The organism is Ferruginibacter paludis (assembly GCF_030409685.1).
Lineage (GTDB): Bacteria > Bacteroidota > Bacteroidia > Chitinophagales > Chitinophagaceae > Ferruginibacter > Ferruginibacter paludis.
Window position 1 is genome coordinate 352,079 of sequence record NZ_JAUFQJ010000004.1, and the last position, 13,260, is coordinate 365,338.

Below are 13,260 nucleotides of genomic sequence, written 5' to 3' on the forward strand. Positions count from 1 at the left end.
GATTGTAACTGCTGTATATTTTTTACAGGCGTGTTATTTTCCATTTTCGGGATGCAAATGGCACAAACCGGAATTGCATTCTTTGTTGCCGGCTAGTGTTTCATTCTGTGCGGCGTGTCTTTCGGTACATGACTGGTATCTCTGCCGGCGCTGCGATTGGTGCCTATGGCTGCAGTGTCTGTTAAGTTAGGGGCTGGATTGGATGTGCCTGCGGCCGTATTACCATTGCCGGATGTTGGGCCGGTTGGTTGCGTTTGCATGGTATCCATTTTACCGGTAGGCATGGTGTCGGTGGTAGTGTTTGTGTCTGACGTGCCGCCGTTGCTGCAGGCTGCCAGCACAACCATTGCTGAAATGGCGAGGATGGTGTTTCGTTTCATGTGTGTGTTTTTTAGTTCACAATACTGTCTGCAAATTAACGGCCATGAATGTTTTACTGTACACTGAGGAAGGTATTGCCCCGGCTGTTGGGTAACTATTACCTTGTGCGTGGAAGGGGTTGGATTGCGGTGATGTTGTAAGCACTGTGATTTGTTTGATTGGTGTGATTTTTAGGATCGGGGGGATTGCATTTTTAATCATGGCCATTTGCAGTTGTCTGAACACGATTTATTTGATTGCCATGATTTACACGATGGGCCAATTGGAGGGTTACTGCATTTTGTCATAGCTATCTGCATTTGTCTGAACTTTGATTTGTTTGATTGTTGTGATTTTTATGATGAGCGAATTGGGAAGGTGCTTTTTAATTATAGTAATCATTTTTTGTCTGAACTATGATTTGTTGAATTGTTGTGTTTGGATTACTAATGGTTGGTTACGCCAATGAGGGTTTTATTTTTCTCCCCATCGTTTTATAGTGACGGTATCGCCAACTGAGAAATTCATTAAGTCCTCACCTACTACAAACGGACCTGAATAATTCAATTGGGTAAGTTTAATTATTTCATCAGGTGAATGCCCATACAGGCGCACAATGTGATCATACACCGCAAGCTTTGGCTGAACAGCTTTAAAAACCCTGCACGCCTGTTCAGGTGTTGTGTGATGTGCCAGTATGTGATATTTGGGATCGGTTACTTTTAATGTGCCTGGAGCAATAACCACTTCATGCACTAACAAATCTGTTCCTTTTGCAAACCTGATAAGATTTGCTGAATAACGCGTATCTCCTGACAGCACAACAGCATGTCCGGCATATTCTATTCTATATCCAAAAGCCGGAATTACAGGGTAATGGTCTACTAAAAATGCAATCACTTTTACTCCATTTTTTTCATACACAATACCTTCCTTTATATCAGTGGTTACTAATTGGCCTCCTTCAATGGCTACGTTATCATCCTCCACCCTTATTTTCATATCAAATGCATACGCCTTCTGCAAGTAATCAGTCATTTGCCTGGCGCCGGCTGGCCCAAACACGGGCAAGGGCGTTTTTCGGTCGGTTATAAGCCACCCTGTAAGCCACAAGTCGGATAACCCTACAATATGATCGGAGTGAAGATGTGTAAGAAACAAGGCATCCAGGCTGTCATACTCTATCTTCAACTGTCGTAACCTTTGCAGGCATCCCCTGCCAGCATCAAATAATAAAACAGTGTTGCCTGCCTGAACAAGTGTGGAGGGTCCAAAGCGGTCCATCAGCGGTTGTGGTGTGCCAGTACCAAGTAGTGTAACTTTTATAGCAGTCCCGTTAAGGGAACTATCTTTATTTGTGTTGACTTGTGCGGAAGAAACAAGAAAAGATAGCAAAAGAACTGAGGTGAAGTAAAGTCTCGCCACTGTTTGTATAGTTTAGATGCGTTACCAAATTACCTCTCACGTAGCATATCTAAAAATCTGCAAATTGAACACGAGACGTATATTGATGCTATTATGAAAGTAAAACAAAAAAAGTGATAATGAAAATCAATTCGTCAATATTATTCAACTCCAATTGTCATTAGGGCAATCTCCCGTTGGGTGCAAACAACTCTTCAAAACATCTAAATTGTTGAATTATTGGTTGTTGGATTGTTGTGGTTGGTGAATTGATATGCTACTGTATCTTTAATCATGGCCATCATTGAATCACAAAAATCATGCTCCAACTTCTGTGCGATTTTCGCATTTGGTGAGGGCTTCGGATGGTCATGAAACACAACCCTGTTTCGGGGAATTGATGTATAGTATGAATAACAACGGAACGCCTGCAAAAGTGTACATTTGTTTCGGCTAAAAGATTGCGCAACATTTCTTCGCTGTGCATCGGCACACAATGACTTCAGACAAATAAATAAACTGTAACATCTAAATCTTACCACCGTGGACAAATTGCAGCAACATTATATAGCACACCAGGCAATATACCGGGTGTGTTGTGTATTTATTATACTCGTTGGCATGGGAGGTTTTTATGAAAATAAAATGCCTGTAGTTGGATTCTTTTGGGCAGGTTTTGTGGCTACTGTATATTGGCTCATTAAAACTGGAAAATTTAAAACATTTGCCACCAGGGGTTGTGTTATTGGCGTACTGATTGATTTTTTTTTGCTGTATACACTGCATAAAATCCATCCTGAAGAAGACATTGCAGGAATTGTGATTATTAGTTTACTGTTGAGCGGATTCCTTTTCGCATTGACAGGTTATTTGATTCAACATGTATTTTGGAAGAAGAAGATGGCCTAAAAATAAATGAACCATCCCCCATCAAGTTGACTGGTATCTTTTTTTCACTGCTGGTACGCATCTGATAACGTACATTTCCGGCAGGCCACCATTGCATCTCATCACCAGGACCGAAACCATATTCCGAAGCAATATTTTTTAAACTGCATGCCCCATCAATACATCAGCCGGCTAAAAGGTATACCTGCAGCAATACCTACCGTTGTTCGTTTGCCACGGCCCTGCAGGTTGGTAACAACATGCCCCATATCAAAAAAAGCCACGTAGCATTCAAAAGTAACAGCAGGTGTTTTTTTGCTGTTGATCAGCACAATGGGTACACCTACCCTTGCGTTGAGTAAATTGTCTTTGCCAATATGTTGTTCGGCCATTACACTAAAACCAACATGCGAATTGGTGGGATAATAAACAATGCGCCCAAGTATTGCCGGCGTAATAAAAGTTTGATACCGACCCATGTACACTTTCTCTTTCTTAGCCAGCGTAAGTGTATCCGTACCACCCATGTTTGTATAAGCAGCCGGATTTATTTTAGCAACGCCATAACTTAATTTGGAATTATTCAGCAGCAGGCTGCCGCCAAGCGTTACAAATAACCTGCCCCAATGGCTGCCTTCCCAAAGCCTGGTATGTGCCAGCATCAATTGAATAGGATAACTGTGTTTTTGCGTAAACGCAGCAGGAATGGCGGGCGCAACAGTGTAGGTGGGTGCAATGATAGGGATAGTGGCCGTAAAGCTGGTATAACCAAAATTGATGGTTTTAAAATAAGCTGTTTTGGTAAGCAGTTCCGCCTGTTGTGTAGCAAAGAGGGCCTGGTATTTTTCCTTTAAATCCGCATAAAAATTATTTTGTATCAATGCCCTGGCACTGTCCACATTTGCTCCATTGATATCAGCTGCTGCTACCCTGTTCAATGCTGTATTAAAACCAGCTGTCTCTTTCTCAATAGCTGATTCCAATGTATGAACAAGCCCGGCCCGCAATGCATTCATGAATTGCTGTTGGTAAGCATCAGACTTCGTTTTTACTTTTGCAAGCCATTTATAATTAATTGTAAGCCCCAGTTCATCATCGAATCGTCTATCTAAAAAACCAGCACCAATACTATTTACATTGGCGTTGAACCCCACGCTTAACAAGTTTTTCAACGGCTCGTCCCTGCCGCCGGGCGTTTGAAAATTATGGTTCACCGTAAAGATGCCATCGGTGGAATTGAAGGTTACATAATTGGTAAAGAAGGACAGTACATCGCTGCCCGCCAGATAGCCCGTTTTATCTGCCAGGAAAACATTCATGGCACGGTTGGAAATAACAGCACCGCCGGTTTGATTAACAACCTCCCTGTTGATCAGCCTTATTTCGGCAGCAATACTGTCGCCGTTTTGGCCGGCACACCTATACACTATCAAAAAAAACAACACAACAAAAAAAACACGGGGCATGCAACAATTTTAATGTACAAAATAAAGGCAGCTGGAGTGATTGCTTACATCACCTGGTCCAGCCCCCATTCAGTAAGCAATGGATTGGTAAATACTTTCAGGCTACCGGCACCGAGCAATTTATTCCTGCACTTCATCCAGGTGATTGCATTATCGCCATACATTTTTGCAATACGGTCACCATTCAGTTCATTCATTTTACCCCAGTGAAAAGTAAAAGGAATACCCTCATCCTCCAACCGTTGCCATACTGCTGTATAAAAGCTTTTGGTATCGTCGGAAAAAGCGGCATCCAGTTCCAGGATACAGGTATAATCAAAACGCGTAAATGCAAGTGTAGCTTTTGATTTTTTGATAAAGCGGTAAGCGTACAAGCCTACAAACGGCCCGTGCGTTTTATTCATTTCAAATAATATTTCTGTTACCCGGTTTACCTGGTTAAGCGGTATCCCAATGGCAGCGCTCAGTAGTTTTCCATGCAGGGTGGTATTACTAAAAATCTCAGCAAGCGTACCGTATTGCTTTTCGTACGGCTGGTACACACCTGCCAGCAGTTTATTCACTATTACCGGCACCAGTGCAGGCACAGCCGATGTGAGCTTGCCGATAAAACAGGGTGCATCATCGCCGGGCCCTATGCCATCTGCATTGCTGGCCGCTTTAACATAATCTGTGCGGTAAGGTCTTTTGTAAAAAGTAAATACATATGCACCATTATCCATATCATACGGGTTAAGCACTACCGAAAAATGGAACGGCCTTTCGTTACCGCAGGGCAGTGCAGCATTGCTGAAATCCAGGGTTGACATCAACCCTTTTAATGTGTCATCATAGGGCATCCGGCGCATGTAAGTCTCCAGTAAAAACAGCGGTTCAGTTTCCAGCAGCACGCCATGAATAAAACCAAAACTGCCAAAACTTACCAGGGCGCAATTAAACAAATCATCATCCTGCACCAGTGTGGTATTTAGTTTATTTAGAAATGATTGGGTAACAACCGGGGCTGACTTTCTTTCGAGCCAAACATGTTTATCCGGGCCGGTAATAATGTGCATGCCCACTACATAATCCTGCACCGCACCTACATCAATGGATGAGCCATGGGCCCCCGTAGACATAGCGCCCACAATGGTTTGACCATTGCTGGCACCGGAGGTTTTCAATGACAACCCTTCAGGCCGCAGGTCCCGGCTCAACTCCCAAACGCCGTTGCCGCACTGGGCAAAAATCAGGTTGTTGATATCCCCTTTATACGATTTTTTTACGCTCTGCCGGGTAAGGGTTAAGGTGGTGTTCAGCTGTTTGGTATCCAGCATAATACCATCTTTACAGGTGGCAATTTTTGTCCACGACCACCCGGCGCCGAGTGAGCGAAAAGGCGTTCCTGCCTGTATTGCATCTCCAATCATTTTTTGCAGCGCAATGGTGGCATCGTTGTAACTGTCCAGTGCGCCCATGTCAGGATCGTTGCCCGCAATATAGAGTTCTTTGATGTTCTCTGTAAAAATCTCATGCTTGTTTTGCCACTGCTGCTGGCCCATTGAAACTATTTTCATGCTAATTGATTTTTATAAGCTACCGGTTTTTTTACAAGGTTTACTGCATCTCCACTGCATTTTCACAGGGCACCAAATACCCAGGGTAACAACAGTAATGGCGGCATACCCGAGATTCGTTTTAACAATCACCTCCGACAGTCCGTTTACCCCCAGCGAATCGCAAACGGGCGTATGTATCTCTGCAGGTTTTTGTACCAGTCCCCAAAAAAAGGCATGTGCAGTAACGGGTTTGGAAAGTTCGGAACCTGCCTGTGCATTGGTGGCAACGCGGTAAGTGTAACAGCTGCTAAAAGAGAATGCCGCGGATAAAAGGCATACAGAAAGTATATTTCTGGCACAGGTAAAGTGTAATGGCATAATTAAAGTTTTGAACTTAAAAAATGATTTGCTTATTTCCTGTGGATAGAGTGGTGTTTCTTTGGCCGGATTAAATTACAGTTTATTATTCATTTTTTCAACAGGCAGGTTGTATTATTTAGTAACCAGTAGGTTTCTGTATGTCACCGGTATTTCATCAGCACCCGGCAATAAAAAAGCTGCTGCATTAGTGCAACAGCTTTATGAAAGACATTTATATTTTTATGACTCTGTGTTGAATTGACCAGCATTTAATTAAACTACAGTCGATATTGAGAATGGAATAAATTTTTAGATTATTTGTAATGTTATTGCAAATGCAGATATTGTGAATCGTTCTTTTTCGGCAGTTGGTTAATCCATTCATCTATTTGCTGAACTACAAATTTTTCAGTTTTATTGTGAAGTGTCGTTACCAATAAACCTTTATTGATTAATCCCCATATCTTATATCTTTCAACTTGCCCGATATCTGACAGATTGATTGAGCGTTCATGATTTTGTATATTGAACTTGTGAGATTTAAATACCAGTCGCTGGTTGGTCAGGTATAGCTTTCCACCTACGCCTTCGGCACCTTTGAAATGATTGGCACCCGTTTCAAACAAAATGCTTTCATCTGTAAGGGTGTTAATTTTTGTTCCCTTCAACAACAATTCAGAGTCTGCAAAAAATCCCATCATCCAGCCAAACAAAACTCCTGCTACAGCTCCACCCGCTAACCCCGATGCCATTGTTGTAAATATATTCGGGAACGTTAGACTGGGATGACCTAACAAGTCCTGGACAATGAACGAAACAGCCATTAAGACTCCGAAAAATAGTCCTGATTTAAATCGGTGTCTTTTATCCATTTTGTCAGATTATTGTTGAATTAATGCCTCTGCAATAAAATCAATCTTTCTAATTTACTTCCAGCTGATCTTTGGACGGTAGTTTCGGAAAAGGTGTATGCGGATCTGCCTGGTACCAGAAAACAGTGGATGCAATATCATCCTGCAATGGAAGGTAGCGGCCGTCATGTCGCCAGCCGAGGTCTTGTATGGTTACTTTCAAATCTTTTTCAAAACGAATGGGATCTTTGATGTGCCAGCGATATAAGCCAAACCGTTGCGCTACTTCATAATGCCCGTCGCCTTTTATTACCTGGTGCAAGCCTGCATAAGGTGTACAATACTCTGTATAGTTGGATTGCTCTACACCAGCTTCATTTTTTTTCTGTGTATCAAAATCATAAGAGCCGCAGAAATAATCTTCGGTACCCGTACCACAAATAGTAGGATAATTGGTATCGCCATCCATAAAAAATTTTATTTCTCCTTCGCCCCACCAGCCATTGTTTTTAGAGCCATAGGCAATGTAGGTACCAACGTACTGGCCTTTGCCTTTAATATTATCTACCAGCACATAATCCTGTTTGTAAGGCAGTGGATTGGTGCGGTTAAACTGTGCATGAAAATAGGCCGCATCCGACGGTACTTCAGTTAACGTATAATCTACCTGGTAGTACAATACCATATCGGCATCATCAATATTTTCCATGGTGATTTTACATTTTTTTCTGAACGGCATTGGCCAGTAACAGTTAAATGCACTGCCCGGGTTTACACAAACCGCCAGCGATTGCAAAGGCGAGTATTTACCCCAACCCATGCCAAAAAAGTCGCCCACCGGTACTTCCACCGAAGGCGTAGTTTCATCATCCCAATAAAAGCGGATAATAGAATAGCGCCAGTTACCGGTAGGCGTCATCCAGATATGTTGTATGGAACCAGGGCCCGTGATCTCCGCCACTGTAAAAGTAGTTTTAGATTTAATTACCACACTCGGACTAACTTTCCAGCCTTGCCCCAGATCCCTGCTTGCCCTGCTTCCGGTGCCCGTAGTGGCTTTGCCGCCTTCGCCTTTTGCACCATTAAAATTTTCAGGACTGACAGACCTTGTTTTAGCATCCGACATCCGGAACAAATTGCCCATACCGGTTTCGAGGCCATTGAATTTTTGCGCCTGCGCAGCAGCACAGACAATGACACAAAAAAACAAACAACTGGTAATCTTTTGCATGATGATTGGTTTTAAATATATAAAATTGCAAGAACCTGTTCGATTGCTATTAACCCATGTAACCGCATGCCGGTTTTGTTAATTTCATTGACCACTATCATTGAAGGCGTTGCTACTATAGCGCCGTTCTATCAAATCAATTAACTGGCAAGTGCCTTTTTAGGTTCAATTATTTTATATCCCTTCCAGCCAAAATACAACACGAACAAAAAGCAAACCAGCGGAACAATATAGGCCATCTGGATGCTGCCCGTTTTATCAGAAATTTGGCCCATGATGGGTGGAATAAAGGCGCCGCCAACAATGGACATCACCAGGAATGAAGAAGCTATCTTGCTTTCTTCGCCCAGCCCTTTTATACCCAGTGCAAAAATGGTAGGGAACATTATAGACATAAAGAAAGGCACTGCCAGCAAAGAATACGCTGCTACTTTGCCTGAAGCCAACAGCGCTACCGTGAGCAATACAACGTTTATAACTGCATACAAACTCAGTAATTTGGCGGGCTTTATATAACGCATAAAAAAGGTGCCTGCAAAACGCCCGAGCATAAAACCAACCATGGCTATAAAGCCCCAGTAATAGGCTGCTTCTTTTTCAGGCATGCCCATGGTATATCTTGAAAAACGAATGAAAAAGCTACCCACGCCCACCTGTGCACCTACATAAAAAAATTCGGCAATAACCGCCCATGTAACATGGCTGTGGCGAAATACGCTTAAGGAAAACGACTTGTGCCCATGTCCGTCATCCTCCGCATCTTCTTCCTTAATTTCCGGCAGGCGGGTAAAAACAAAAAACAATGCTACCAACAATACCACACCTGCAATAATCATATAGGGTACTTTAATTCCACTTGCTTCGAACGTGAGGTAGTTATTAAGCTGTTCGGGCGAGAACTGTTTTAACTCTTCCGGCGTATGCTCAATACCGGAAAGAATAAACTGTCCGCCAATAATAGGCGCTATAAATGCCCCCACGCCATTGAAAGATTGCGCAAAATTTAACCTTTGCTCAGAAGAAGCTTTGTCACCCAGTTTGGTGATGTAAGGATTGGCAACTGTTTCTAAAAACGTAGCGCCACTGGCGATGATAAAGAGCGCCACCAGGAAAAAATCGTAACTGCGGGCGGAAGCAGCCGGAATAAACAATGCCGCACCAATTGCATACAACAACAAACCAAAAAGAATTCCCTTTTTATAACCGTATTTGTGCATAAACCAACCTGCCGGTAAAGCCACGAAAAAATAACCCAGGTAAACAGCCGTATCAATAAACGACGATTGCAAATCTGACAACTGGCAGGCCTTTTTTAAATGCGGAATTAAAATGGGATTGATATTGTGTAAAAAAGCCCATAAAAAAAACAGGCTGGTAATTAAAGCAAAAGCTACCTTATAGCTTGCGGCTTGCGGTTGTTGATTCGGCATAGTGATCGTTAAAGATGTTTGTAAACCCTGGTAATTTTGTTTATAAATATACAGTACTGCTAATGATAAAAATCGCTTTTAAAAATAATGGATGTTTTGGTTAAAATAGTTCTACTTCTTAAGTGCAATGGTGTTGGTCATTGTACCAATACCTGAAATGCTGATGTTTACTACATCTCCGGCCTGCAGCGTAAAATCATTCGGCGGTACTACGCAGGTGCCGGTCATTAAAAAAGCCCCGTGTGCAAAATCCATTTCTTTATATAACCAGCCCGCCAATTCAGGCAACGACCGTTTCAGATTGGCCAGTGTAGTGGCATCATCAAACATTTTTTCGCCGTTGCGGTGAATGGTTATGGCTATTGAAGTGGATAAAGCAATGGGTTCATCCAGCACCAGCAAACAAGGCCCGAGTGCGGCACTTCTTTCATACATTTTTGCCTGTGGCAGGTACAGGGGGTTTTCGCCTTCAATGCTTCTTGAACTCATGTCGTTGCCAATGGTATACGCCTGTATTGCTCCCCGGGAATTGATATACAAAGCCAGCTCGGGTTCGGGCACATCCCATTTGGAATCTTTCCTGATATTTACCAGTTGCCCGTGACCTGAAACACGGTGTGGCAAAGACTTAAAAAACAATTCCGGTCTTTCTGCCTCATACACCCGCTGGTAACAATCCGCGGCGCCGGTATCTTCAGATTCTTCCATCCTCGCATCCCGGCTACGCAGGTAGGTAACGCCAGCCGCCCAAACTTCCTGGCTGCCAATGGGCGGTAAAATATTTTCTTTGATATTATTGGTTGCATCTTCATTTGCCATTGCTTCAGCACTGGCTGACAACTGTAACAAATGACTGTATAAGTTTTGCTGGTTAATCAACAGATCCCAGTCATCTTTTAATAAAAAATAATTATCCTGCAGTTGAAGGATATTTCCCTTTGAAGTTTTGTATAAATGCATGTATGTTTATTTTTTAATGGTGTTAAGATCTACACCCAGCAGTTGTTTGGCCAGGGTTTGCAATGTTGCGTAACTACCCTCAAAGTGACAGGTAGTTTGTTTGTATTCCCCGGTGGCACCTTTTTTTAATTCCAGTGCGGGGGAAGAAGATTCTACCTCGTAAAAAGGCCCCATCTGGGTTCCGTCAGCCAGGGGCCCATCGTTGTAAGAATTGATTACATCTCCTTTATAAGGTTCTTTCTGCAGTTCCCATTTACTGTTTACATATGCAGCGTCTTTATTCACCTGGGGTATAATGATGGTCAGCACATTTTTTTTAAAATCAAAACTGGCCGCGATTGGTTTCGCAATCAATGGAGATAACCCGATCTTACTGCGCAGCTTTCCATCGCAGGTAAAATACAAAACGCTGTCGGCCACCTGCAGCCGTTCTTTCGGGATGTCACCAAAATAATTATCCGTAATAAAACTCCTGGCATTGGGAATGGCATGAAAGGGAATAATGACCGTTGTTTCGGAGGAAGGTGTAAACATACCAAGCAGCCAAACAGATACCAATCCTTTATCTTTCGTCCAGTCATTGCTGCCGGTATTGGTTATTTTATTGCTGGTTTCAAACCCAACAAAATGAACATCCGCAGGAATGGAAACATGCAATTTTTGTGTGAGCTGATCTTTACTCAGTAAACTCACGGTTCTTTCGATGGCTATGTCGAAGCTGGTTCCGCTATAATTCTTTATGCTCGCCTTCTTTGAAAATACGGCCATCGATTTATCCGACTTTGTTACGTCATAACTTTCGGTATCAATAAAGGAAGGCACCTGCCAGTGCGCTATATTAAAAGAATCTCCGCCTTTAAAATACAAGGAATATTGGCCGCCTTCAGGTCCCATCCAAAAACGTTCTTCACCACCAACGGGGTTGAACTGTTTCTTTTTTTCAGTCGCCGAAATCAGATCATAGTTCAACCAGCCAAAACTGTTACCATTATCGCCCAGGGCGGTGCTGGTCATTACCCTTCCCTGGTAATCCGCTGATAACAGCACTTTTGCCGAACTGTCTCCGCTGGTTAATTCAATCACTTTGGCTGTGTGCTTTTTTAAAAAGGCAGCGTCATAAGCGTAGCTACCTTTGGCTGCGGAATCTTTTACTGCAGCCGCTTCCGGATGATTGGAGGCGGGGTTACACCCGGCAGCACCCAGTAACAAACAGGGGTAAAAAAACAGGTAATTTTTCATATCGCAAGCTTTATTTAATTTGATTCGCTCTACCGGAACGCTGTATTGTTGTGCTACAGAAACCATATGGCCGGTTGACAAATGGTATACAATCCATGCATACAATACTGCCCAATTTATACTATTAAACAATCCCCCGTTTCCACTAAAGGAATTTTTACTGGTACTATTTTACCTTTATCAAAGGCAATACAAATAGCCCCGGTAATTGCTGAGCCTGTAAGGGAGCGCATTTATTCGTCGCTGATATGTTTAAACTTCGGCACCAGCAAATGCATAATGCCCCAGGCAAGTACGTAAGCAAGTCCGCAAATAATAAACATAATATAATAGCCAGTTTCAATATGCCCCGCTGCTTTAAAGTGATCAAATAATTGTCCGGCGAGCCAGGCAATCAAAATACCGCCTGCAGCGCCCGCCATACCACCAATACCGGTAACAGACCCCACCATTTTTTTAGGAAACATATCGCTTACGGTAGTATATATATTCGCACTCCAGGCAGCATGGGCGCCGGCTGCAATGCCGATAATGATCACCGCATACCACTTATCAAAATGCCCCAGCCATTGGGAAAATACAACGGGCAAAGCACACAACGCATACAGCAGCATCGCCATTTTACGGGCTTTAAAAACAGGCCAGTTTCGCTTTATGAGGTTCATCGGTAACCAGCCGCCAAAAACACTACCCACAGCAGACAGCGAATACACAAGTGACACAGGTAAGGCCACAGCTGTGCCTTCCATATGGTATTGCTCTTTTAAAAAAGCCGGCAGCCAGAAAAGATAAAACCACCATACAGGATCGGTTAAAAATTTACCAAGGGCAACGGCCCAGGTTTGTTTATAGCCCAATAATTTTATCCAGGAAGTTTTTTCATCCACCATCGCCTGTTCATTATCAGATACGGTATCGCTGTGGATATAATCAAATTCTTCTTTTGACAAGCGATGCTGCCTGGCCGGTGTTTCATAAAAAGAATACCACAATACCAGCCAAATAAAGCCAATGGAGCCGGTTATAATAAATGCCCATTTCCACCCCATGGTTGCCGCTATAAACGGCACGGTGAGCGGCGCTACGATGGCGCCGATATTGGCTCCTGAATTAAAAATACCTGTAGCAAAAGCCCGCTCCTTTTTGGGAAACCATTCCGCCACCGTTTTAATAGCAGCGGGAAAATTACCCGATTCACTGATGCCTAAAAAAGCGCGGGCAACACCGAACCCGACTGTGCTGGTCACCAGCGCATGCGCTGCCGCAGCAAGGCTCCATAAAAAAGTGTACAATGCATAACCGGTTTTAGTGCCGGCCTTATCAATAAACCGTCCCGCCACCAGCATACCAAGTGCATACGCTAACTGAAAAGCAATTACAATGTTAGAGTAGTCCGATTCCGTCCAGTGAAATTCTTTGGTGAGATCAGATTTCAGCAGGCTGATCACCGCCCTGTCGAGATAATTAATAGTAGTGGCAAAGAAAATTAAGGAGCAGATCGTCCAGCGATAATTTCCGGCAGGCTGTTTCATA

General features: G+C 43.1%; 12 protein-coding genes. 1 reads left to right on the forward strand and 11 read right to left on the reverse strand.

Going from position 1 to position 13,260, the window contains the following annotated elements:
* Positions 1-92 precede the first annotated feature (92 nt).
* Together QWZ08_RS07265 and QWZ08_RS07270 are read right to left on the reverse strand one after the other, a co-directional pair.
* Positions 93-380, reverse strand: a complete 288-nt coding sequence (locus QWZ08_RS07265; protein WP_290336625.1) for a hypothetical protein — start codon at positions 378-380, stop codon at positions 93-95.
* A 454-nt stretch (positions 381-834) separates the two neighbouring features.
* Positions 835-1,785: an MBL fold metallo-hydrolase gene (locus tag QWZ08_RS07270; RefSeq protein ID WP_290336626.1), complete on the reverse strand. Its 951-nt coding sequence runs from the start codon at positions 1,783-1,785 to the stop codon at positions 835-837.
* 522 nt (positions 1,786-2,307) lie between these two features.
* Between QWZ08_RS07270 and QWZ08_RS07275 the strand changes: the two genes are divergently transcribed.
* Positions 2,308-2,673 carry a hypothetical protein gene (locus tag QWZ08_RS07275; protein ID WP_290336628.1) on the forward strand — a complete coding sequence of 122 codons (366 nt, stop codon included), beginning with the start codon at positions 2,308-2,310 and terminating at the stop codon, positions 2,671-2,673.
* 155 nt (positions 2,674-2,828) lie between these two features.
* On the opposite strand, the gene QWZ08_RS07280 is transcribed toward QWZ08_RS07275, so the two are convergent.
* From QWZ08_RS07280 to QWZ08_RS07320, 9 genes are all read right to left on the reverse strand, one after another.
* Positions 2,829-4,118 (reverse strand): hypothetical protein, encoded by a 1,290-nt coding sequence (locus QWZ08_RS07280; protein WP_290336629.1) that lies wholly within the window; start codon positions 4,116-4,118, stop codon positions 2,829-2,831.
* Positions 4,119-4,162: 44 nt separating this feature from the next.
* Positions 4,163-5,674 carry an FAD-binding protein gene (locus QWZ08_RS07285; protein ID WP_290336630.1) on the reverse strand — a complete coding sequence of 504 codons (1,512 nt, stop codon included), beginning with the start codon at positions 5,672-5,674 and terminating at the stop codon, positions 4,163-4,165.
* A 12-nt stretch (positions 5,675-5,686) separates the two neighbouring features.
* Positions 5,687-6,034, reverse strand: coding sequence for a hypothetical protein (locus tag QWZ08_RS07290; RefSeq protein ID WP_290336631.1), 348 nt, complete (start codon positions 6,032-6,034; stop codon positions 5,687-5,689).
* Between the two features lie 308 nt (positions 6,035-6,342).
* Positions 6,343-6,768 (reverse strand): GRAM domain-containing protein, encoded by a 426-nt coding sequence (locus tag QWZ08_RS07295; protein WP_290336632.1) that lies wholly within the window; start codon positions 6,766-6,768, stop codon positions 6,343-6,345.
* 169 nt (positions 6,769-6,937) lie between these two features.
* The gene (locus QWZ08_RS07300) at positions 6,938-8,098 is read right to left on the reverse strand and encodes a glycoside hydrolase family 172 protein (protein WP_290336633.1); all 1,161 of its coding nucleotides are present in this window, start codon (positions 8,096-8,098) and stop codon (positions 6,938-6,940) included.
* A gap of 140 nt (positions 8,099-8,238) precedes the next feature.
* Entirely contained in the window at positions 8,239-9,528 is a 1,290-nt protein-coding gene (gene fucP, locus QWZ08_RS07305) for an L-fucose:H+ symporter permease (RefSeq protein ID WP_290336634.1), read from the reverse strand.
* Between the two features lie 111 nt (positions 9,529-9,639).
* Positions 9,640-10,488, reverse strand: coding sequence for a fumarylacetoacetate hydrolase family protein (locus tag QWZ08_RS07310; RefSeq protein ID WP_290336635.1), 849 nt, complete (start codon positions 10,486-10,488; stop codon positions 9,640-9,642).
* Positions 10,489-10,494: 6 nt separating this feature from the next.
* Positions 10,495-11,727, reverse strand: coding sequence for a DUF6786 family protein (locus tag QWZ08_RS07315; protein WP_290336637.1), 1,233 nt, complete (start codon positions 11,725-11,727; stop codon positions 10,495-10,497).
* 233 nt (positions 11,728-11,960) lie between these two features.
* Complete coding sequence (locus QWZ08_RS07320) at positions 11,961-13,259, reverse strand: MFS transporter (RefSeq protein WP_290336639.1); 1,299 nt, start codon at positions 13,257-13,259, stop codon at positions 11,961-11,963.
* Position 13,260 lies beyond the last annotated feature (1 nt).

Coding starts and splice junctions, on each gene's coding strand:
- QWZ08_RS07285 (WP_290336630.1), bottom strand. CDS start 5,674: ATGAAAATAGTTTCAATGGGCCAGCAGCAGTGGCAAAACAAGCATGAG.
- QWZ08_RS07290 (WP_290336631.1), bottom strand. CDS start 6,034: ATGCCATTACACTTTACCTGTGCCAGAAATATACTTTCTGTATGCCTT.
- QWZ08_RS07295 (WP_290336632.1), bottom strand. CDS start 6,768: ATGGCATCGGGGTTAGCGGGTGGAGCTGTAGCAGGAGTTTTGTTTGGC.
- QWZ08_RS07280 (WP_290336629.1), bottom strand. CDS start 4,118: ATGCCCCGTGTTTTTTTTGTTGTGTTGTTTTTTTTGATAGTGTATAGG.
- QWZ08_RS07310 (WP_290336635.1), bottom strand. CDS start 10,488: ATGCATTTATACAAAACTTCAAAGGGAAATATCCTTCAACTGCAGGAT.
- QWZ08_RS07265 (WP_290336625.1), bottom strand. CDS start 380: ATGAAACGAAACACCATCCTCGCCATTTCAGCAATGGTTGTGCTGGCA.
- QWZ08_RS07300 (WP_290336633.1), bottom strand. CDS start 8,098: ATGCAAAAGATTACCAGTTGTTTGTTTTTTTGTGTCATTGTCTGTGCT.
- fucP (WP_290336634.1), bottom strand. CDS start 9,528: ATGCCGAATCAACAACCGCAAGCCGCAAGCTATAAGGTAGCTTTTGCT.
- QWZ08_RS07320 (WP_290336639.1), bottom strand. CDS start 13,259: ATGAAACAGCCTGCCGGAAATTATCGCTGGACGATCTGCTCCTTAATT.
- QWZ08_RS07315 (WP_290336637.1), bottom strand. CDS start 11,727: ATGAAAAATTACCTGTTTTTTTACCCCTGTTTGTTACTGGGTGCTGCC.